Origin of the sequence: Janthinobacterium sp. SUN073 (genome assembly GCF_030397665.1) — a bacterium.
Classification (GTDB): Bacteria; Pseudomonadota; Gammaproteobacteria; order Burkholderiales; family Burkholderiaceae_D; genus Janthinobacterium.
In genome coordinates this window covers 135005-155753 of the sequence record NZ_JAPUBT010000004.1, presented here as the reverse complement: position 1 = coordinate 155753, position 20749 = coordinate 135005, and the positions used below count along the sequence as shown (strand labels likewise).

20 protein-coding genes are annotated in these 20749 nt (G+C 63.1%); 12 read left to right on the top strand and 8 right to left on the bottom strand.

Annotation, left to right across the window (positions count from 1 at the left end; all coding sequences use genetic code 11):
- Positions 1-663: a thiol:disulfide interchange protein DsbA/DsbL gene (locus O0882_RS13600; RefSeq protein WP_289948737.1), complete on the bottom strand. Its 663-nt coding sequence runs from the start codon at positions 661-663 to the stop codon at positions 1-3.
- Positions 664-861: 198 nt separating this feature from the next.
- On the opposite strand from O0882_RS13600, the gene O0882_RS13595 reads away from it, so the two are divergent.
- Positions 862-2796, top strand: a complete 1935-nt coding sequence (locus O0882_RS13595; RefSeq protein ID WP_289948736.1) for a methyl-accepting chemotaxis protein — start codon at positions 862-864, stop codon at positions 2794-2796.
- 6 nt (positions 2797-2802) lie between these two features.
- Here the strand turns inward: O0882_RS13595 and O0882_RS13590 are convergent, their stop codons facing one another.
- Positions 2803-3702, bottom strand: a complete 900-nt coding sequence (locus O0882_RS13590) for a LysR substrate-binding domain-containing protein (RefSeq protein ID WP_289948734.1) — start codon at positions 3700-3702, stop codon at positions 2803-2805.
- A 109-nt stretch (positions 3703-3811) separates the two neighbouring features.
- On the opposite strand from O0882_RS13590, the gene O0882_RS13585 reads away from it, so the two are divergent.
- The gene (locus tag O0882_RS13585) at positions 3812-4744 is read left to right on the top strand and encodes a DMT family transporter (protein ID WP_289948731.1); all 933 of its coding nucleotides are present in this window, start codon (positions 3812-3814) and stop codon (positions 4742-4744) included.
- Here O0882_RS13585 and O0882_RS13580 read toward each other — a convergent pair whose 3' ends face one another.
- Positions 4745-5623: a serine hydrolase gene (locus O0882_RS13580; RefSeq protein ID WP_289948729.1), complete on the bottom strand. Its 879-nt coding sequence runs from the start codon at positions 5621-5623 to the stop codon at positions 4745-4747.
- Between the two features lie 416 nt (positions 5624-6039).
- Between O0882_RS13580 and O0882_RS13575 the strand changes: the two genes are divergently transcribed.
- The 3 genes from O0882_RS13575 to O0882_RS13565 are packed head-to-tail and all read left to right on the top strand — an operon-like array spanning position 6040 to position 8517.
- Positions 6040-7299, top strand: coding sequence for a histidine kinase (locus tag O0882_RS13575; RefSeq protein WP_289948727.1), 1260 nt, complete (start codon positions 6040-6042; stop codon positions 7297-7299).
- Entirely contained in the window at positions 7296-8045 is a 750-nt protein-coding gene (locus O0882_RS13570; protein ID WP_289948724.1) for a LytTR family DNA-binding domain-containing protein, read from the top strand. The genes O0882_RS13575 and O0882_RS13570 overlap by 4 nt, the downstream gene beginning before the upstream one ends.
- 43 nt (positions 8046-8088) lie before the next feature.
- Positions 8089-8517, top strand: coding sequence for a DsrE family protein (locus O0882_RS13565; protein WP_289948723.1), 429 nt, complete (start codon positions 8089-8091; stop codon positions 8515-8517).
- Between the two features lie 59 nt (positions 8518-8576).
- Here the strand turns inward: O0882_RS13565 and O0882_RS13560 are convergent, their stop codons facing one another.
- Positions 8577-8795 (bottom strand): TOBE domain-containing protein, encoded by a 219-nt coding sequence (locus O0882_RS13560; protein ID WP_034757699.1) that lies wholly within the window; start codon positions 8793-8795, stop codon positions 8577-8579.
- 255 nt (positions 8796-9050) lie between these two features.
- On the bottom strand, positions 9051-10301 hold the full coding sequence (locus O0882_RS13555) for a hypothetical protein (RefSeq protein WP_289948722.1): 1251 nt from the start codon (positions 10299-10301) through the stop codon (positions 9051-9053).
- A gap of 152 nt (positions 10302-10453) precedes the next feature.
- Here O0882_RS13555 and O0882_RS13550 point away from each other — a divergent pair, with 152 nt between their 5' ends.
- Entirely contained in the window at positions 10454-11602 is a 1149-nt protein-coding gene (locus tag O0882_RS13550) for a LuxR family transcriptional regulator (protein ID WP_289948720.1), read from the top strand.
- A 43-nt stretch (positions 11603-11645) separates the two neighbouring features.
- Here O0882_RS13550 and O0882_RS13545 read toward each other — a convergent pair whose 3' ends face one another.
- The gene (locus O0882_RS13545) at positions 11646-12701 is read right to left on the bottom strand and encodes a sulfate ABC transporter substrate-binding protein (RefSeq protein WP_289948718.1); all 1056 of its coding nucleotides are present in this window, start codon (positions 12699-12701) and stop codon (positions 11646-11648) included.
- Positions 12702-13003: 302 nt separating this feature from the next.
- On the opposite strand from O0882_RS13545, the gene O0882_RS13540 reads away from it, so the two are divergent.
- On the top strand, positions 13004-13534 hold the full coding sequence (locus O0882_RS13540) for a GNAT family N-acetyltransferase (protein ID WP_289948716.1): 531 nt from the start codon (positions 13004-13006) through the stop codon (positions 13532-13534).
- Positions 13535-13599: 65 nt separating this feature from the next.
- Here O0882_RS13540 and O0882_RS13535 read toward each other — a convergent pair whose 3' ends face one another.
- Entirely contained in the window at positions 13600-14412 is an 813-nt protein-coding gene (locus O0882_RS13535; protein WP_289948715.1) for a class II glutamine amidotransferase, read from the bottom strand.
- A gap of 232 nt (positions 14413-14644) precedes the next feature.
- Here O0882_RS13535 and O0882_RS13530 point away from each other — a divergent pair, with 232 nt between their 5' ends.
- From O0882_RS13530 to O0882_RS13520, 3 genes are all read left to right on the top strand, one after another.
- On the top strand, positions 14645-15481 hold the full coding sequence (locus tag O0882_RS13530) for an EAL domain-containing protein (protein ID WP_289948713.1): 837 nt from the start codon (positions 14645-14647) through the stop codon (positions 15479-15481).
- Between the two features lie 132 nt (positions 15482-15613).
- The gene (locus O0882_RS13525) at positions 15614-16330 is read left to right on the top strand and encodes a DUF882 domain-containing protein (protein ID WP_289949194.1); all 717 of its coding nucleotides are present in this window, start codon (positions 15614-15616) and stop codon (positions 16328-16330) included.
- Between the two features lie 121 nt (positions 16331-16451).
- A complete protein-coding gene (locus O0882_RS13520) occupies positions 16452-17333 on the top strand; it encodes a LysR family transcriptional regulator (RefSeq protein WP_289948711.1) in 882 nt (293 codons plus the stop codon).
- On the opposite strand, the gene O0882_RS13515 is transcribed toward O0882_RS13520, so the two are convergent.
- The gene (locus O0882_RS13515) at positions 17309-17776 is read right to left on the bottom strand and encodes a PACE efflux transporter (RefSeq protein ID WP_289948710.1); all 468 of its coding nucleotides are present in this window, start codon (positions 17774-17776) and stop codon (positions 17309-17311) included. The genes O0882_RS13520 and O0882_RS13515 overlap by 25 nt on opposite strands.
- Positions 17777-17970: 194 nt before the next feature.
- Between O0882_RS13515 and O0882_RS13510 the strand changes: the two genes are divergently transcribed.
- A complete protein-coding gene (locus tag O0882_RS13510; RefSeq protein WP_289948709.1) occupies positions 17971-18429 on the top strand; it encodes a hypothetical protein in 459 nt (152 codons plus the stop codon).
- A gap of 116 nt (positions 18430-18545) precedes the next feature.
- Entirely contained in the window at positions 18546-20717 is a 2172-nt protein-coding gene (locus O0882_RS13505) for an EAL domain-containing protein (RefSeq protein ID WP_289948707.1), read from the top strand.
- Positions 20718-20749 lie beyond the last annotated feature (32 nt).

Here is a 20749-nt window from a genome sequence, read left to right as displayed (position 1 = left end):
TTACTTCGCCAGCTTCGCCTTGGCCACCAGGGCTTGCACCACTTGCAGGGTGGCCTGCTCCACGCCCTGGCGCGGCAAGCCCGGATTGGCGCCGGCGACCATCGACGGATTGGTCAGGTAGCGCCCGCCCACGATCAGGGTGGGTGTGCTGTCGACCTGGTAGCTGGCCGCCAGGCGGGGCAGGTTTTTCAGCTTGGTCTGCACGCCAAACGACTGGTAGGCGCCTTCAAAGATGATCTTGTCCAGGCCATTTTTCAGCGCCCAGTCGAGGTTGTCCCTGTCGCTGGCCAGGCGCTTGCGTTCCACATGCCAGGTGTGCATGACTTGCGCGTGCAGCGTCTCTTCCTTCTTCAGCGCTTCCAGGGTCAGGAACAGGTGCGCTTCCGGATCATTTGCCGGCGTGTGCGGCAAATGGATGCGGCGGAACGACACCGTGGCGGCATTGTCCTTGACCCAGCGCGCCAAACTCGGCTCCAGCGCATTGCAGGCGGGGCAGTGGTACATGAAAAATTCGATCACTTCCACCTTGCCCGGCGCCGCCTGCACGGCTTGCGGCGTGGCCAGCACCAGATAATCGGCGCCCGGTACGGGCGCTTGCGGCGAGGCGAAGGCGCCGGCGGCGGCGAAGCTGGCGCAGGCCAGGATGAGGTGGTGCAAACGCATGGACGCTCCTTTGAAAAATTAACTATAAGGCAATCATAATATGACGTCAATGTTGGATGGTGTTGCTTTGATGTAATAAATGTTTATTATTCCGAATATTGGATAATATCGTTCCAATTTTTGTGTGAAAATGCAAAGGCAGGGTGGCAGGGCGAAAACGCTGTGTCATTCCATTAACATCAAAACCAGGAGTCCATCATGTTGTCTTCCCTTCGCACGCGGCTGGTGCTCATTTGCGTGGCCATCGTCGTGCTGTCCATGCTGGCCTTGTCGGTCGCCAATTACGTCACCACGCGCAGCAGCATGCTGGCATCGTCGGACCAGCAGATGCAGCAACTGCTGCAGAGCCAGTCGGCCGTGCTGGCGCAATGGGTCGATGGCAAGAAAAAGGTCATGGCCTCCATCGTCATGTCGGCCGAGACGCCCGATCCGCTGCGCGCCTTCCAGATCGCGGAAAAGGCCGGCGATTTTGCGGAAGTGTTCATCGGCTATGCGGACAAGCGCTCCGTGTTTACCCATCCCGGGCGCCCGGCCGATTTCGACCCGACGGCACGCGCCTGGTACACGGACACCGTCAAGGCGGGCGTGCCGATGCTGACGCCGCCGTATGTGGACGCGGCCAGCCACAAGCTGGTGGTGTCGTTTACGGCGCCCGTCGGCCCGAAAGAGGCACTGCTGGGCGTGGCGGGGGCGGACGTGCTGCTCGATACGGTCATCGCCAATGTGGTGGCGATCAAGCCGACGCCGCACAGCTTTGCCTTCCTCGTCGACCAGAGCGGCACCATCATCGCCCATGCGGACAAGGAGCTGAGCCTGCAGCCGGTGGCGAAACTCGACGCGGCGCTGTCGGCCGCGCAGATCAACCGGCTGGAAAGCACGCGCACGAGCGATGCCGTGCGCCTGAACGAGCGCGACGGCATGCTGTACGTCACGCGCGTGGCGGGCACCGACTGGCTGCTGGCCGTGGTGCTCGACCAGCAGGAAGCCATGCAAGCCTTGCAGACGATGCTGACGACGGCCACCATCACCGCCGTGCTGCTGGCCGGCGCGGCGGCGGTGCTGCTGTCGCTGCTGGTCTTTAAAATGCTCAAGCGCCTGGAATTGGTGCGCGATGCGCTCGACGATATCGCTTCCGGCGAAGGCGATTTGACGCGCCGCCTCGACGCTTCCGGCGTGGATGAACTGGCGCAGATCGCGGACGCCTTCAACCGCTTCATCGACAAGATCGCCGCCGTGCTGGTGAAAATCCGCACGGCCAGCGAATCGGTGAAGGTGTCATCAATGGAAATCGCCGCCGGCAACCAGGACCTGTCGTCGCGCACGGAACAGCAAGCGAGCTCGCTGGAAGAAACGGCCGCCTCGATGGAGGAGCTGACTTCCACCGTGAAACAGAATGCGGACAATGCGCGCCAGGCCAACCAGATGGCGCAATCGGCGTCCGGCGTGGCCAGCAAGGGCGGGCAAGTGGTGGCGCAGGTGGTCGATACCATGGCCTCGATCAACGACTCGTCGAAGAAGATCGTCGACATCATCAGCGTCATCGACGGTATCGCCTTCCAGACGAATATCCTGGCCCTGAATGCGGCCGTGGAAGCGGCGCGCGCGGGCGAGCAGGGACGCGGCTTTGCCGTGGTGGCGACGGAGGTGCGTAATCTGGCTCAACGATCCGCCGGCGCGGCGAAGGAAATCAAGCTGCTGATCGACGATTCGGTGGACAAGGTAGATTCGGGCGCGCGCCTGGTCGACGAGGCGGGAGCGACGATGCAGGAAATCGTCGACAGCGTGCGCCGCGTGACCGACATCATGGGCGAGATCACGGCGGCCAGCGTCGAGCAGAGTTCCGGCATCGAACAGGTCAACCAGGCCATCGCGCAAATGGACCAGGTGACGCAGCAGAATGCGGCCCTGGTGGAAGAGGCTGCGGCCGCGGCGGAAAGCCTGCAAGACCAGGCCAACACCCTGGCGCAGGTGGTGGGTGTGTTCAAGCTCGATAACGGGCAAGCAGCGCAGCAGCGGCAGCCGCGGCCAGTCCGGCCCGTGGCGCGGGCAGCCATCGCGCCGCGCATCGCCAGCCGTCCCGCAAAAACGCCCGTCGCCAAGCCCGAGCGCAGCGACGAGTGGGAGACGTTCTAGCCGCTGCTAGGCGCGCCGGGGCGCCAGGGTCGGCGCCATCTGCTTCGCCACCTCAAAAAAAGCGTTGGTGGCCGGCGTGTTCTGGCGCCGGTCGCGCACGGCCAGTCCCACCTTGCGGCTGACGGGCGGGTTCAAGGGCAGGGCGACCAGCTCCGGATACTGCTCGCGCAGGCGCTGCGGCAGGGCCAGTTCGGCGACGATGGACAGGCCGTCGCCGCGGCTGACCATGTCGAGGATGGTGATCACCTGGCTGATACGGTAGGGGACATTGGGCTGCAAGCCCGCGTTGGCGAACAGCGGCTCGATCAGGCAGGCGCAACCCGCTTCGGACATGATGAACGGCCCCTCGCACAGCTGCGCCAGGGTGATGGCCGTTTCGCTGGCCAGCGGGTGGCTGCGCGGCACCAGCGCCATCATCTGGTCTTCCACCAGCGGCGCCGTATCGAAGCGCTCGTCGGGCAGCACGACGAAGCCGACATCGACCCGGCGCTCGCGTATCCACTGCACCACTTCATGGTCGGCGCCTTCGTCGATGCGCAGGGTGATGCCCGGATAGCGCAGGCGGAACTGCGCCGTGATGGCCGGCAGCAGATTCAAGGAAGATGTCGGGCCGAAGGAGCCGATGCGCAAGCTGCCCTGGCGCTGGCCCAGCACGTCGGCCGCTTCCTGGCGCATGGCTTCCGACAAGCCGAGGATTTCACGCGCGCGCAGCAGCAACTGGCGGCCCACGTCCGTCAGCTCGGCCGACGCCTGGTGGCGCACGATCAGGTCCACGCCCATTTCCTTTTCCAGCGCCTTCAAGGCATGCGAGACGGCCGACTGGCTGATGCCCAGCTGCGCGGCGGCGGCGGAAAAGCCGTGCAGTTCGGCCACCAGGGTAAAAATTTCCAGTTGCGTGAAGGTCATGCTGTGGTTTTCCTGTGCTATGAGTATTTGCTCATTATTTCATGAGTTGATATTAGCATTAATATATATGTGCAGCGTCCGCTGCACAAGCGACATCATAGGACTTTCCATGCGTACTTCCGCCGTACCTTCAGCCGCCTTGCCTTCCGTGCAGTCGCCACTCGTCTACCTCAAACTCATTTTCGTCGCCCTGTTCTGGGGCGGCACCTTCATCGCGGGCCGCGTGCTGGCGCAGCAGATGCCGCCGATGACGGCCGCCAGCGGGCGCTTCGGCGTGGCCGTGCTGCTGCTCGTCGTGCTGGCGTGGAAACTGGAAGGGGGCTTGCCGCGCCTGGACCGCAAGCAGCTGGCGACGACGGCGGCGCTGGGCCTGACGGGCATTTTTCTATATAACCTGTGTTTCCTGGCGGCCCTGTCGCGCATGCCGGCCGGGCGCACGGCCCTGTTCGTGGCCCTGAACCCCATCGTCACGGCGCTGGCCTCGGCCATGCTGTTCCGCGAACGGCTCGGTTCCTTCAAGTGGCTGGGCATCATGCTGGCGTTTTGCGGCACGGCCATCGTCATCACGCGCGGCGATCTCTCCGGCGTGCTGCACGGTACGGGCGGCGGCATCGGCGCCGGTGAGATTTTCATGTTCTGCGGCATTTCCAGCTGGGCCGCCTACACCCTGATCGGCCGGGTGGCGCTGAAGGGCTTGAGCCCGATCGCGGCCACCACGTATGCCTCGATGTGGGGCCTGGCCTTTTTGCTGGTGGGGGCGGTGCTGGAATTCCCGACGGTGCCATGGCACAGCTTTGGCTGGCAAGTGTGGGCCGCCATCGGCTACCTGGGGGTGTTCGGCACGGTGATCGGCTTTGTCTGGTATTACGAGGGCGTGAAAGCGCTGGGACCGTCGCGCACGGCCGTGTTCAACAACCTCGTGCCCGTGTTCGGCATCGTGCTGGCGGCGGCGCTCTTGGGCGAGCCCGTGCTCGCCTCGATGCTGGTGGGCGGCGCGGTGACGATTGCCGGCGTGGTCATGACCAACCGGCAGGCGAAATAATTATTTGGCGCGGCGGCGTTTACTTGGTTTCGCCGGCGCCTTTTTGTGCCGGCTGACCGAGGCGCGCACCACTTTCGGCTCTTCGATGCCGTTTTCCACCGCCAGCATGCGGCGGATGTTGACGGCATCCATGGCGCGCACGGAATTGGCGCGCGCGTTGAGCAGGATCATGGTGGCGAACTTGCCGGCCGACTTGATGCGCATGATCAGGCAGCGCCCCGCTTCATTCGTGTAGCCCGTCTTCGACAGGCCGATATCCCAGCCCTTGGCGCCCACCAGGCGGTTCGTGTTGTGGTATTCCACGTCGCGGCCCTTGATCTGGATCACGTCCTTCGAATCGGTGGTGATGCGGCTGATTTCCGGGTAGCGCGAGGCGGCCACGGCCATTTTCACCAGGTCCGCCGCCGTTGACTGGTTGTTCGGCGACAAGCCTGTCGGCTCTTCGATGACGGTCTGGCGCATGCCCAGGGCCTTGATCTTGGCGTTGACGGCCACGGCAAACGCGGTCGGGCCGCCGGGGAAGGTGCGCGCCAGCGAGGCGGCGGCGCGGTTGTCGGACGACATCAGCGCCAGTTGCAGCACGTCGTGGCGGCTCAGGGTGGCGCCCACGGGCACGCGCGAGGTGCTGTGTTTCAAGGTGTCGACATCCTCGCGGTCGATGCTGATCTCTTCCTGCATATTCGCCTTGGAGTCGAGCACGACCATGGCCGTCATGAGCTTGGTCAGCGAGGCGATGGGCACCACCACGTTGGAATTTTTTTCAAGCAAGATTTTGCCTGTGCCGTCTTCGACCACCAGGATCGACTGGGAACCGAAGGGCACGGCGATGGCCGCTGTCGAAAGCGTCATCAGCACCGCGGCGAACATTTTTTTGAGCATGGGATTGTATGTGGGAAAGCAGTTTTGGGGCGCCATCAAGGGCGCTGCGCGCAAATCCGGAATGGGGCCGCGCGGGGACGCGGCGTGTATCTCGGAGGCAATATTTGCCAAGCTTAAACAATACCATTAAAGATCAAGCGATGTCTACGGTACAAGCCCGCAACAGGCGGCGTTGCGGCCAATTTGGCAAATAAATGGGGCTATTCTTGCCGTACTGAAAATTGTTACGCAATTATTGATTTCATCCGGGAAACTTCGTATTATTTCAGCAATATTGGCAGCAAGGGTTAGGCAGGCGCCACGCGCTTCGTCGTTGATGCCTGCCGCTTCGTGCTTCGTCGCCCCACGCTATGCCCTGTAACAGGGGCGCCGTAGACTGCGTTCATGCCTGAATCACTGACCACGGAGAACGCATTGTGTTAAAAAAATATACGGACTGGTACCGCAGCATCGACGAAGAATCGCTGCGGGTGCTGAAACATCCCGAGCTGGCCGAGCAGGTCCAGGGTAGAGTGCGCCGCTACGTCGCCATGAAGCTGGTCAAGCTGACGCCGATAGAGCGTCAGCAGTTGCATGATTTCCTGCTCAAGTACCGCGGCGCCGGTTTCTATATTGCCGCGTTCAAGCTGATGCTGCTGTTCAGCGCCATCGGCGTCGCCCTGCACCTGTTGCTGCCGGCCCGGTTCGAATTGCTCAAGGCCCTGGTCTTCAGCAACGGCCTGGGTTTTGCGCTGGCGTGGGGTCTGGTGGGCGTCTGGTTCAATTACCGCAGTTCCGTGCGCCACAAGTTCAAGAAACTCTTGCTGATCGTCTCGACCTGCGCGGCAGGGGTAGCGGCCGGCGTGCTGCTGGCCGGTTGGAGCGATACCGGTTCCATGGGCATGGCCTTCGAGCGCTTGCTGCGCGTGGGCGGCATCGCCTTGCTGGTGGCCGGTTTGTTTTATATGGTGCCGCTGGCGATCGTCACCACCTGGCGCAACCGGCAATACGAAGCGCTGACGGTGCAGCTGCAGCAGGATGCCGAGCGCGACCGCCTGGCGCGCGCGCTCAGCGAATCGCAGCTGCGGTTGCTGCGCGCGCAGATCGAGCCGCATTTCCTGTTCAATACCCTGGGCGCCGTGCAGCAGTTGGCCGAGCAGGGAGCGCAAGGCGCGGGCCGGGCCGCGGCATTGACGGCCGACCTGATCGCCTTCCTGCGCGCCAGCCTGGCGGAGATGCGCAGCGAGCAAGTGCCGCTGCAAAGCGAGTTCGACATGGTTGCCGCATATTTGCGCGTGATGCAGGCGCGCATGGGCTCGCGCCTGCGCTATGCGCTGGACTTGCCGGCCGAGTTTGCGCACGCGACGATACCCAGCATGATCTTGCTGACCCTGGCGGAAAATGCCATCAAGCACGGTATTGAACCATCGTTGCGCGGTGGCGAGATCCACCTCTCGGCGCTGCGGGTGGACGGCATGCTGCGTCTGCGCGTGCAGGACACGGGCATGGGCTTGCCGGAAAGCGCTGCGGGCAGCGCGCCTGGAAGCGGCCTGGGCCTGGAAAACGTGCGCAGCCGGCTGTTGCTGTCCGATCCGTCCGCCAGCCTGAGCCTGCGCGATGGCGAAGAGGGCGGCGTGATCGCTGAAATAGTGTTGCCCATTAAAATTGTATCCAGCCTGAAGGAACCTGCCGCATGAACACCACCATCCTGATCGCCGAAGACGAACCCCTGATGCGCGAGCGCCTGCAAATGCTGCTGGCGCAAGCCTGGCCCGAGGCGCAAGTCGTGCTGGTGGCGGAAAACGGCAACGATGCCTGGGACGGTTTCCTTGAGCACGAGCCGGACGTGGTCTTCCTCGACATCCGCATGCCTGGCCTGTCGGGCCTGGAAGTGGCCGAGCGCATCGGCAAGCGCGCCCACGTGGTGTTCGTCACGGCCTACGACCAGTACGCCGTCGATGCCTTCGACGCGGGCGCCGTCGATTATCTGTTGAAACCCGTGCAGGCCGAGCGGCTGCAGCGGGCGCTGGCCCGCCTGCGCGACAAGCTCGGTGCGCAGCCGGCCGACATGGCCAATTTATTGCAGTCGCTGCGCGCCGCCTTGCCAGCGCCCCCGCGCGAAAAATTAAAATGGATCAGGGCCAGCGTGGGCAAGCAGATCCGTCTGATCAATATTGACGACGTGCTGTTCTTCCAGGCCGATACCAAGTACACGCGCGTGGTGCTGGCCGGCTCGGAAGCGCTGGTGCGCACGCCGCTGAAGGATTTGCTGGGCGGGCTCGATCCGGAACAGTTCTGGCAAATCCACCGCGGCACCATGGTCAACGTGAAAGCCATCGAGGCGGCCGAGCGCATCGACGCCGAGCGCATGCAGGTACTGGTGCGTGGCAGCACGGAAAAGCTGCCTGTCAGCCGCACGTTTACCTATTTGTTCAGGGATTGATATGATGGCAATGTTTTTAATCTGCCACTGAAATGGACATCTCATGACAATCTTGCGCCGCTGGTTCTCCGCCATCCTTCTTTCTTTGCTCGCTTGCACTGCCGCCACGGCAGCGCAGAAGGAGGAAAAGGTGGTGTATCACGTCAATGACGCCAGCAATGCCACGGCTACGCTGAAAAATATCCGCAATCACCTGGACGCCAGCCCCCAAGCCACCATCGTGCTCGTCGCGCATGGCCTCGGCATCGATTTTCTGCTCGACGGCGCCATCGACAAGAGTGGCACGCCGTATGACGTGGTGGTGCGCGAGCTGGCCAAGCGGGGCGTGAGCTTTCGCGTCTGCAATAACACCTTGCAAGGACGCAATATCGACCGCCAGCGGGTGCTGCCCGAAGCCGTCATCGTGCCCTCGGGCGTGGCCGAGCTGAGCCGCTTGCAGTGGCAGGAAGGCTATGCGTATATCAAGCCCTGACACAAACGCCGCGCCGCTGCCGGATGGCAAGGGGTGCGGCGTCAGTGGGTGGACAACGCTTACTGGATCTTGGCGATCGACACTTCCGTCGATTTCACGAGGGCGATGACTTCGCTGCCCACTTTCAAGTCCAGGTCCTTGATCGAGCGCGAGGTGATCACCGATGTGACGATGCCGTGCGGCGTTTCCACATCCACTTCCGAGACCACGGGGCCAAAGATGATTTCCTTGATCTTGCCACGAAACTGGTTGCGTACATTCACTTCCGAGATAGCCATGATATTTCCTTTGTGCCCGTAAAACGCCGTGCGGCGCGACAAGGCCAGAGTACGGCGCGCGCGGGGTTTTGACCACGAATCGATGCGCATATCGATATGCGCAAAGTGTGCGCAAGCGCTGTTGCAAGCATATTATTCGCCTATACTCGTCTGCCTTCACCGGGAGGTTTGCCATGCGTCCATTCTTGCTGTAGTCCACATCCGCCGTGCTGGCGCAACCCATTGCCGCCCTGCAACCAATGGCTTTCCTGGCCGTTATTCCCCCGCTGGCTTGCCGGTGGAGGAAGGCTCCGCGTTGCCCTTAGGCTTGCTTTTCCTTGGCATAACGATGCTCCAGTCTTCGGAGTCAGGCAAGGACGCCGGGCCTCCCTTGCCGATGTCGATGGTGGTGCTATATGGGTGCGTGGTGCCGGGGCGCAGGTCTGCCGTCAGGACATCCTTGCATTGGTTCATCACTTCCTGGTAGTGCTCCCACATTTCCATGTACTTCTTCGGATGATTGATGAAAGTGATGCACATATCCGTCAAATGGCCTTTGTTCAAGATCATGTTGACGATCTCGGTGCTGGCTCTGGCCAAGTGTGCAGCTGTTTTATCATTAACATTGCTGGCATGCAGCGGCGTAGTCATGCCGCTTCGGCCGCTGGCGCCGGACTGGCTTTGCGCCAGCTGGTCGGCCAGCTGAGCTTCGAGCTCGGCCCGTTCGGTGCGCGCCTGCGCCAGCGCCGCGTCGGCGCTGGCCTGTGCCTTTCCGGTCTTGCGGTCGGTGGCGCTGTCAGAACTTGTGCTTTCCTGCGCTGTCTTAAGTATGACGGCCTCCTTGTCACCGGCAGCCAGGGTAGCTGGCTTGATTTGGGCAGCGGCATTGGCTTGCAAGGCTTGTTCTTTCTTGATTGCCAGGTCGAGCCTGGCTTGCGTTGCCAGGGCATCTTGCGACGCCAGCAAGCGCTGCCTTGCCGCTGCGGTCGCGTCGGTGTTGTCTTCGAGCAATGCTTGGCGCGCCACCACGGCGCCAGTCAGTTGTTCGATGGCCAGGATGCCCAAGGTGAGGTCTTGCGAACGTTCCATGAGCAGCATGACGTCAGCATCATTGAGCCAGTCGTTTTGCGCATATTCGCAGATGTTGAACAGATGCTGGCGCATCAGGGTGATGCTTTGCGAGTGCAGCCCCACGCTGGCGGCATTGGCGCGCAGTGCATTGGAGAACGAGGCGCCATCGGCGCCCGCGTTGAGCGTGCTGCCGAACGCGGACGCGTACGACTGCAGGGCGTCCGGCGTTGGCTCGGCACAGGCTTTGCCGTCTTTCGTGACATGAATCACGCGCTGGGCCGCATCGAGGTGAACGGCCTTGCCATCGTCTGGCAAGTCGGTCGTGCGGTGGATGGTGTGCAGGTTGGCGCATGCGGACAGCGCCAGCAGGGCGGTGGCGCTCAGTGCCAGGCGCAAGGGCTGGCCGCCTGCGCGCATCGGGGGGAGGATGGTGTTACCGGTATCAATGGAAGGCATGGTGCTACTCCTTGATGAGGGCGAAGTGGGAAAGCTGCTGGCGATGGCGGTGCACATGGCAGCCGCCATCCACGCCATGGTGCTTGACGGGTCGCCGCCGCGCATCCTTCAAGTGAAGGACGCGGCGCTTTTTTATAGGTGTGTGGGCAACTATGGACAAGGACGGCGCCGATACCGTAATTGCTGACTTTTACCGGGCGGCGCTGGAACCGTCGCATTGGAGCGCGGCCCTGCGCGCATTTGCGCGGCTGGCCGGCGGCGACGTTGCTTGCTGTTTCCTGAAAGCGGAAGCGGAGATGGCGCCGTCGCGCGCCTGTGTCACGGGCCTGGACGAGCAGGCGTGGGAGCACGGTTATCGCCGCTACTATCACACGCTCGATCCCGGCTATGCGGTCCTCACGCGCGCGCCGCCTGGGCGCATGCACTTGATGCAAGACTATTTCAGCGACCAGGCCGTGGCGCGCAGTGAGTATTTCCAGGATTTCTATTTGCGCGCGGGTGTGCGCTATTCGTGCAGCGGCGTCGTGCGCGACAACGGCGCGCTCACCATCCTGTCCGCGCACCGCGCCGCAGGCCAGGGCCCGTATGACGCGAACACGCACAGCCAGCTGCAGCGCGTGCTCGATCATTTGCCGAATGTGTTTCGCCTGCGCGATACGGCACAGCAAGCCCAGGCGCATGGCGCGCTGGCTTGGGAGGCGCTTGATGCCTTGCCGCGTGCCATCTTGCTGGTCGACGCCTGCCTGCGGCTGGTCTTCATGAATCTGGCGGCGCAGCGGCTGCTGGCCGCCGCACCTCAGGCGCACCCCTTGATTGCCGTGCGCGGCGGCGGCGTGCAGGTGCGCGCCAGTTTGCTGCAACAGCAATTGGCGCAGCGCGTGCGGCAAGCCTGCGTCGGACTGGCGTGCCACCGTCCCGCTCCCTTGTATGCCTGCGATGCAGACGGCCGGCCGGCGCTGGAAATCGGCATCCTGCCGTTGCCCGTGCGCATAGGGCAGGATGGTGTGGGCGATGCAGCGGTGATGGCCATGCTGTCCTTGCGGCCGCTGTTCCGGGCGGGGTGGCGGCGGTGGCCGGGGGCGTTTGAGCGGCCTTGGGGCTTGACGGGGGCCGAGTGGGCGCTGGCGCTGGCGCTGGCCGATGGCATGGAGCCTGCCGAGTACGCGCGGCAGAAGGGCGTGCGCATCAGTACCGTACGCAGCCAGATCCAGGCCATTCTGGCCAAGACGGGCACGCGCCGCAGCAGCGAGATCGCCAGCCTGTTCAGCGCGCTGGAGTGGGACGCCGGCGCACAGCCATAAAAAAACCGGGACAAGTCCCGGTTGCTGGTTGATGCAGATCAGATTACTTCTGATAAATCTTGTCGAACTCACCACCGTCGTCAAAGTGTTTCTTTTGCGCCTGTTTCCAGCCGCCAAAGACGTCATCGATGGTGAACAGGCTGATCGGCTTGAAGCTGGCCGCGTATTTCTTCGCTACCGCTGCCGAACGGGGACGCAGGTAGTGCTTGGCGACCAGTTCCTGTCCCGCTTCCGAGTACAGGTATTGCAGGTAGGCCGTGGCTTCCTTGCGCACGCCGCGGCGGTCGACCACCTTGTCGACGACGGCCACGGGCGACTCGGCCAGGATGGAGATGCTTGGATACACCACTTCGAAGTTGTCGCCGAATTCGGCGCGCACCAGTTGCACTTCATTTTCAAACGTCACCAGCACGTCGCCGATTTCACGCTGGGTAAACGTGGTGGTGGCGCCGCGGCCGCCGCCGTCGAGCACGGGCACGTTCTTGAACAGCTTGGTCACCAGTTCGCGCGCCTGCGCTTCGCTGCCGCCTTTTTTCACGGCATAGCCCCAGGCTGCCAGATACGTGTAGCGGCCGTTACCCGAGGTTTTCGGGTTCGGCACGATGACCTTGATGCCGGGCTTGGCCAGGTCGTCCCAATCCTTGATGTGTTTCGGGTTGCCTTTGCGCACCAGATACACCATGGTGGAATAGAACGGCGCCGCATTGTTCGGGAATTTCTTGGCCCAGTCGGCCACCACCAGGCCACGGTCGACGAGGATATCGATGTCATTCGCCTGGTTCATGGTCACGACGGACGCTTCCAGGCCATCGGCAACGGAGCGCGCCTGCTTGCTGGAACCGCCGTGCGATTGCTTGATGGTGATGGTTTCGCCCGTTTTGGCTTTCCAATCAGCAATAAACGCGGGATTCACATCCTTGAACAATTCGCGCATCACGTCGTACGAGGCGTTCAGCAAGACCACGGGTTCTGCGGCGGACACGCTCATGGGCAGGCTCATCGCGGCGGCGGAAGCGGCCAGGGCGCTGGCCAGGAACCAGCGGCGCGAGCGTCGGGTGAGTGTCGCTGCGGCAGTCGATACGGCGTTGGAATGGGTCATGTTGAACTCTTGTTGTGAGAATAGACAGTCATAGTCTAAAATTCCGGCCGGAAAAGAAACGAATTTTTCGTAATATGCTTAGATCCGATTCCCGTTTGTGCTGAAAAACAGATATCGATTTTTGAAATGATTCGTGGGCAAGACGACAGTCAAGGCTTAGCCTGCAAGGGTGCCGTCATAGGCAAGACCGTCCTGTGGCGTGGCGCGAAAAAACCCGATCGCGCCGCTTGGTGTATAGTCGAATGGCGCGATACAGGGGTAAAACCGTCTGCATCGGCAACTGGAATATTTTGTGAGCGTACATGAGTCTTGAAATTCGTATTGCAACATCGACCGACGCTTTCGAGGCGTGCAACGTATTACGACGCTCCATCGTCGAATGCTGCAGCCTCGATCATCGGGACGATCCGGCCATCCTGGAAGCCTGGCTGGGCAATAAAACACCGCAGATGGTGGCGTGCTGGTTTGCGTCGCCTACCAATTTTTCGCTGGTCGCAATCGAGCAGGGCGCCGTCGTTGGCGTCGGCTTGCTGACGCGCGCCGGCAAGCTGGCCCTGTGCTACCTGCTGCCCGAGGCGCAAGGCCGCGGCGCCGGCAAGGCCCTGGTGGAACAACTGGAAGCGCAGGCGCGCGAGTGGGGCATCAAGGCCCTGCAACTGCACAGCACGGCCAGCAGCCAGGCCTTTTTCGTCAGGCAGGGGTATCTCGAGGCGGGCAATGTGCGTTCGCCGTATGGCGTGGAAACGATTTTTTGCTGGAAACAGATTGACCCCGCAGGCATCGCTAGCGGCGACCCCAAGCGCAAGCGCTTTTGCAACTGCAATTCGGCCTGACGGCTATACCGCACTTCAGCCCGCCCATCCGGCGGCGGGCCATTTCCTCCTGTTGAATAATTCCCTCAGTAACTGATCTGGATATACACGCCTTGTTGCGCGCTATCGTTTGCTGGCAGCAAGGTGCCGCCAGCAAACAGTTTCAGTTCGCCCGGTGCGAACGCCAGCCAGTCCTCGTTTTGCGTCAGCGGATGCGTGGCGATGACGGCGATGCGGTCGTCCAGGTGGTTGTGCTGGCGAAAGTCGATGCTGCGCTCGCAGTCGATCAGTTGCGCCACGGAAAACGGGTATTCGCGTATCACGTAGTGCAAATGCGTGGAACAGTGGGCAAACAGCAGTTCGCCGTCCGACAGGATGAAATTGAAGCTGCCGTGCGCGGCAATCTCGCGCGCCACGTCGCCGATGGCGGCGCGCAAGTCGGCGCGCGCGGGTTCGCCCAAGGGGAAGCGCGTGCGCAAGCGGGCCAGCAGGTGGCAGAAGGCCTGTTCGCTGTCCGTGTCGCCGCTGGCACGGTAGCAGGCATTGGCGGGCGCGCGCCACGTCTTCAAGTCGCCATTGTGGGCGAAGGACCAGGTCTTGCCCCACAGTTCGCGGGCGAACGGGTGAGTGTTTTCCGGCGCGATGCGGCCCTGCGTGGCCTTGCGGATGTGCGCGACGATGTTTTTCGCCTTCACGGGATGCTGCTGCACGGTGGCGGCCAGCGGCGAATCGATGGCCGCCAGGTGGTCCGTCAGCAGAGTGCAGCCGCTACTGGAATGATAGGCGATGCCCCAGCCGTCGCGGTGCTCGTCCGTGCGTCCGCCCCGTTCGACAAAACCGGCAAAGGAAAATCCCAGCGCGGCCGGTTTGCTGCTGTTCATTGCGAGTAACTGGCACATGGCGGCCCTTCCTGATGGTATCGGTACACGCCCACAGTAAGGGCGCTCGCCAGGGGCGGGAAGGAATGTTTGCGTCTATCGTTATGCGCTGGCTGTCGCATCCTTTATGTGCTGGGCGCATATCAAATGGCGAAACCATTCGTTCTCCTTTGCCTGGCGCTGCCTTACTCTGCACACTTTGGCGCCGTCTTCCCCTTGCGGGACACCGGCGCAGCCTGATGAAGGAGCACGTATGCCATTTCCCGTCCTGAAAAACTACCTGGCCCGTTTGTCGCACCAAACCCAGGCCGGCACCAGCGTCTGGCTCGACGGGGAGGGCAGGGCGCTGGGGCGCTTTTTCAATTGCACCATGACCAGCGCTTTCCAGCCGCTGCGCGAACTGGACAGCGGCAAGCTGGTGGCATTCGAGGGCCTGGCGCGCAGCGTGTCAAAGGCGGACGAGGGCTTGTCGCTGTGGCGTTTGCTCGATCACGCGGCCAGCGACGACGAATCCGTGGAGCTGGACCGGCTGTGCCGCATGCTGCACGCCATCAATTTCTTTCGCCAGGGCGAAGCGGAGCAGGCCGACCTGTACCTGAACGTGCATGACCGCCTGCTGAGCGCCGTCAGCAGCAATCACGGCCACGCCTTCCAGCGCATCCTCGACGCGCTGGGCTTGCCCATCGAGCGCATCGTGCTGCAATTGCCGACGGTGACGCCGAACCAAGGCTGGCTACTCAACTACGTGGCCGACAATTACCGCCGCAACGGTTTCCGCCTGGCCATCAACGTGGCCAGCGTGCAGGAGGCCACGGGCATGCTGGAGCGTTTGCACCCGCATGCGTTCAAGCTCGACGCGGGCAACCTCAGCGACGAGCAAGCCGTCGCCAGCTTCGTCACCGTGTGCCATGCGGCGAAAATCCGCGTCATTTTTAAACGCCTCGACACGCCGGCGGCGCTGGCCGCGCTGCAGCGCATCGCCGCCATCACGGGCTTGCCCATCGTCGCCCAGGGTTATCTGCTCGACAAGCCATTGACGGCGCTGGCGCAGGCAAATCGGGACAGCCTGGCCAGCGCCGCCGCCGCTTAGGGCGCCCGAAGCTGAAATGAGGGCGACACGATAGGCATTGAGGGTTTTTCTTCGCAGCACAATACGCTATAGTATTCCCATCGTTAAATTGGACTGACTATGGCATCGCGCAGAAATTTTTTACACCACGGTATGGGCTTGGCCGCGCTGGGCCTGGTAGCTACTCCTCTCATCGGCTGCGCCTCGCGCACGGCCGCTCCCGCCTCGGCTTCGGCCAGCGCCAAGCCGCGCGCGCCGCGCACCGGCGTGCCGCCCCAGCCGACGCAATTGGCCAGCGTCGACCGTTCGATCACGTCGCAGTCGCGCCAGGCCATCACGGAGATGGAACCGCCTCCCGATATCTTCGACGCGCAGGCGCTGGACCTGGAATTCTGGCTCAAGCCCCGCACCCTGGAAGTGGTGCGCCCGGCCAGTAATGAAAAGGCCAGGCTGCTGTACTGGAAAGATGGCGAAGTCATCGATTCGGCTTACCAGGAACTGTGCCACTTGCTGCGCGACGTGAACGGCAAGAAGACGGCGCCCATCGACCCGAAACTGCTGGAAACCCTGTGGGGCACGCAAGCGTTCGTGGCCCGCTACGGCATCGAGCAGCCGCTGGAGATCCTGTCGGGCTACCGCACGGCCGAATCGAACAGCCGCCTGCGCGAAGCGGGCGTGCCCGCCGCGCGCCAGTCGCTGCACATCTCGGGCCGCGCCGCCGACATCCGCGTGGCCAATTTGAACGCGGAAGTGCTCGGTTCGCTGGTGCGCAGCTTCAAGCAGGGCGGCGTGGGCTTTTATTACCGCTCCGGTCCCCGTGGCGGCTGGATTCATGCGGATACGGGATTGCAGCGCGTCTGGAAGGGGTAAACGCCCACGCCAGGCAAGCGCTATATAAGCGCCGCGGTAGGGTAGTGGATGAGGCACGTTGACTTCGGTCATTGCCGATTTGACCGCCGGCGCGTCAAAAAGTGCCATCCTTTTCCACTCCATGAAACTCTCCAGCCATAACATCGAACTGTTCCTGGCCGTCGTCGACGGCGGTTCGTTTTCGGCCGCCGCGCGCGCCTTGCGCCGGGCGCCGTCGGCCGTCAGCATGGCGATGGCCAACATCGAGGCGGAACTGGGCATCGCCCTGTTCGACCGGGGCGCGCGTGAAGCCGTGCCCACGCCCGCCGCGATGGCGCTGCTGCCCCATGCGCGCCTGATCGCCGAACAGCTGAAACAGTTGCACCTGCACGTACAGGAATTGTCGCAGGGTCTGGAAAGCCGCATTTCGCTGGGCATTGCAGCCGAGCTCGACCATACGCCGTTCCTGGCCGCCGTGCGCGCGCTGTCGCAGCGCCATCCGCTGCTCGACATCGAGGTGCTGACGGCGCCGCAGGACGATGTGCTCGACATGCTGCACCGGGGCCGCATCAGCGCCTGCATGGCCTTCGCTGGCGGGCGCATCAATCACGAAGAACAGTTCCAGTTGGTGGGCAGCGATGCCTTGCTGGCGATTATTTCCACCCAGCATCCGCCCGACGTGGCGGGCCGGCCCCTGTATATCGAGGAATTGGTGAACTTGCGCCAGATCATCGTCGCCAGCCGCGAACTCGACCTGGCCGATGCGCGCCCTGTGGTGGGCTTGTCTTACTGGCGCACGGACAGCTTGCCGATGGCGCTGTCCATGGTGGAGGTGGGACTGGGGTGGGGCAACTTTGCCGCCTCGGCCATCCAGCATTCCCTGGCGGCGGGGCGGGTGCGCCGCGTGGCGTTCAAGAATACGGGCAATGGTCTGGTCGTGCCCATCCACCTGGTGTGGATGAAGGACCGGCCGCTGGGCATGGCAGCGCGGTCCTTTCTTCAGTTGCTCAGCGAAGCGGCCTGAACGCTGCTGGGCTCTTCCTTCGGCTGCTGCGCCGACAGCGGCACGCCGAACAGGCCGTCGAAGAAGTAATTGAAGATGAAGCTGTAGCACGGGATGATCAGCATCAGGGCGAAGTCCAGCACGAACGCTTGCCACAGGCTGATATCGAGCCACCAGGCGATCAGCGGGATCAGGTAGATCACCAGCGTGATCTGGAAGCCGATCGCGTGCAGGATGCGGCGCCAGACGGTGCGCGTGCGCGACACCTGGCGGATTTCCCAGTATTCGAAGGCCGTGTTGTAGAGCAGGTTCCAGATCACGGCGATGGTGGTGATCATGATCGCCAGCGGCCCGGTACTGGTGGGCGACTCGCCCGAAAGCAGGGTCAGCCAGGCCGTGGAAATGGCCATGCCGATGATTTCAAAGGCGGTGACATAGACGATTTTGCGTTTGATGCCTTGCATGTAAAGCCTGTAAAGAAGAGATGGCGCGTATTTTAAGTCAGGTATGCTGATGTTAAAAGTTAATAGCTATCAGTTTTTCTGATGAGTGTGCGCCAGCAATACCATGCTGGCCATGAACGGTGGATAATGGCGGCTGGCGGGCAACCGCTCCCGCGCATCACCGCAGAACATCACCGCAGAAAAGGTCAACGAGCATGCAAGGCGCAGCAGACAGCAACATCCCCGACATTCCCGACACGGCGGCAAGCCCGGATGAACGTCCCCGTTTTCGCCCCGTTCCGTGGCAGCACCTGGAAACGCCGTACGATGTGGAAGTATGGATCGAGGAACATAACCGCAGCATGCAGGACAATATCCGCGCCACGGAAACGGGCGTGGGCATCTGCTTTACCCTCGCCGAAGGGGGGGACATTTATATGCAGACCAGCGCCGACGGCGCCGTCGTGCTCGACGTGACGCCGGACGCGGCCTGGGTCGCGCCCCTCATCAGTGCGGCGACGGGCTGCGAGGCGCCGGACTCGTCACTGTGGATCTTGCCTGACGACAAGCTGATCCAGCTGATCGTGGGGCTATCGAGCCTGGTGGCCAGCACCTTGCTGGTGGTGGGCCATGATTTCGGCTTGCGCCGGCGCAGTATGGGGCAGGGCCGCTGATCGGCCTTGTGGCAGAAACGTTATCTGCGGCAGGCATCGCTCGACACTGCGCATGGTGCGTGCTAGTCTCGCTACTGCACCCACCGGTAGCCAGGGCGGCCGTGCAAAGGACAGCCATGGATACACCACCGCAAGCGGTACCTGCTCCGGATTGCTCCCCGCGCTGCCACGACGGCATGCCGCGGCATGCCGCGCCCCTGCTTGACGATGGCGTTTTCAGCCCGGAACGGGTGAAGGCTGAACGCGAACAAGCCTATTTCAACGATTTATACCTGCTGGCGCCCGTCGCCTATTTCGTGCTCGGTCTCGATGGCGTCATCGTGCAGATGAACCTGGTGGCGGCCGAATTGTTCGGCCTGCCGCGGGAACGACCGGGCCACGTGCTGTTCCGTTCCTATATCCACGAGGCCTTCCGTCACGATTACGAGCAGTTCGTGCAGCGCGTGCTCAATAGCAGCGAGCCCGAGCGCATCCAGCTGCAGGTGCAGTTGCCGTCCCGTCCCGGCGCGCGCGAGGCCGGTTTGCCCGTCAGCCTGCTGGGCAGCGCCGATCCGAACGGCCAGGCGCTGCGCCTGGTGCTGGAGCAGGCCCAGGGCAAGCTGGCGGCGCTTGAACGCAGCGAAGAGCGCTTCCGGCGCATCGTGCACAGTGCCGAGGAGGGCATCTGGGAAATCGATGCGCAGGCGCTGACCAGCTTTGTCAATCCGAAGATGGCGCACATGCTGGGCTACCAGATCGAGGAGATGCTGGGCCAGCCGCTGGCGGCTTTCATGGATGACGAGGGACGCGCCATCCTGGAGCGCAACATTACGCGGCGCCAGGATGGCATTGCCGAACGCCATGAATTCAAGTTCCTGCGGCGTGACGGCAGCACCTTGTGGGGGACCCTGGCTACCAACCCCATCTTCGACTCCGGCGGCACCTACCTGGGTGCGCTGGCACTGGTCAGCGACATCACGGCGCAGCGCGCGGCGTCCGAGCGCATCTGGCGGCAAGCCAATTTCGATCAGCTGACGGGCTTGCCGAACCGCCACATGTTTCTCGACCGGCTGCAGCACGAGGCGGCCCATGCCAAACGCGAAGGCGCTTGCCTGGCCCTGCTGTTCATCGACCTCGACCATTTCAAGCAGGTGAATGACCGCCTGGGCCACGAGAAGGGTGACATGCTGCTGCGCCAGGCGGCGCGGCGCATCAGCGAACGCGTGCGCGCCACCGATACGGTAGCGCGCCTGGGTGGCGACGAGTTCACCGTCATCCTGGCCGGCGTGGGGCAGCTGGGCGGCATCGAACGCGTGCTGCAGGAACTGACGGCCGCGCTGGCCCTGCCTTTCTTGCTGGACGGCGATACGGCGCAAGTGTCGGCCAGCGTGGGCGTGGCGCTGTATCCGGCTGACGGCGAGGCGCCGGACAGCTTGCTGCGGCATGCCGACCAGGCCATGTATGCGGCCAAGAGCGCGGGGCGCAACGGCTACAGCTATTTCACGCCGGCCGTGCAGCAGGCGGCCGAATTGCGCCGCACCACAGTGCGCGAGATGCGCCTGGCGCTGGCGCAGGACCAGTTCGAAGTGCATTACCAGCCCATCATCCGCCTGTGCGATGGTGTCGTCGAGCGGGCCGAGGCGCTGCTGCGCTGGCGCCATCCGCTGCGTGGCCTGCTGCTGCCCGCCGATTTCATCGCCTTTGCCGAGGCGAACGGTCTGATCATCGATATCGGCGAGTGGGTGTTTCGCCAGGTGGTGCGCCAGGCACGCCAGTGGCAAGACGAGCATGGCACCGCGTTCCAGATCAGCATCAACAAGTCGGCCGTGGAATTTCGTTGCGACGCCGCGCTGTACCAGGACTGGGGCGGGCACCTGGCGCGCCAGGGCCTGGCGCCGGGCGCCATCGTCATCGAAACAAGGGAAGCGGTGCTGCTCGACGAGGCGTGCCAGGTGGTCGACCGGCTACGCCAGTTCCGCGCCATGGGCCTGGCGCTGGCGCTCGACGATTTCGGCAGCGGCCAGGTATCGCTCGCGTGCCTGAAAACGGCCAATATCGACGTGCTCAAGATCAACCGTTCCCTGGTCGGCGAGTTGGGACGCGACGATGCCGGATTGGGCCTGTGCGAGGTGATCATTGCGCTGGCGCAGCGGCTGGGGCTGAAAGTCGTGGCCGAAGGCGTGGAAACGGCGTCGCAACGCGATTTGCTGCGCGCCGCCGGCTGCGATTATGCGCAGGGGTATTTCTTTTCTCGTGTGTTACCGGCAGGACAGATGGATCGCCTGCTGGCGGCTCAGGCGGCTGCCTGAACGGTCGCGCGCGCCAAGTCAGCGCACGGCGG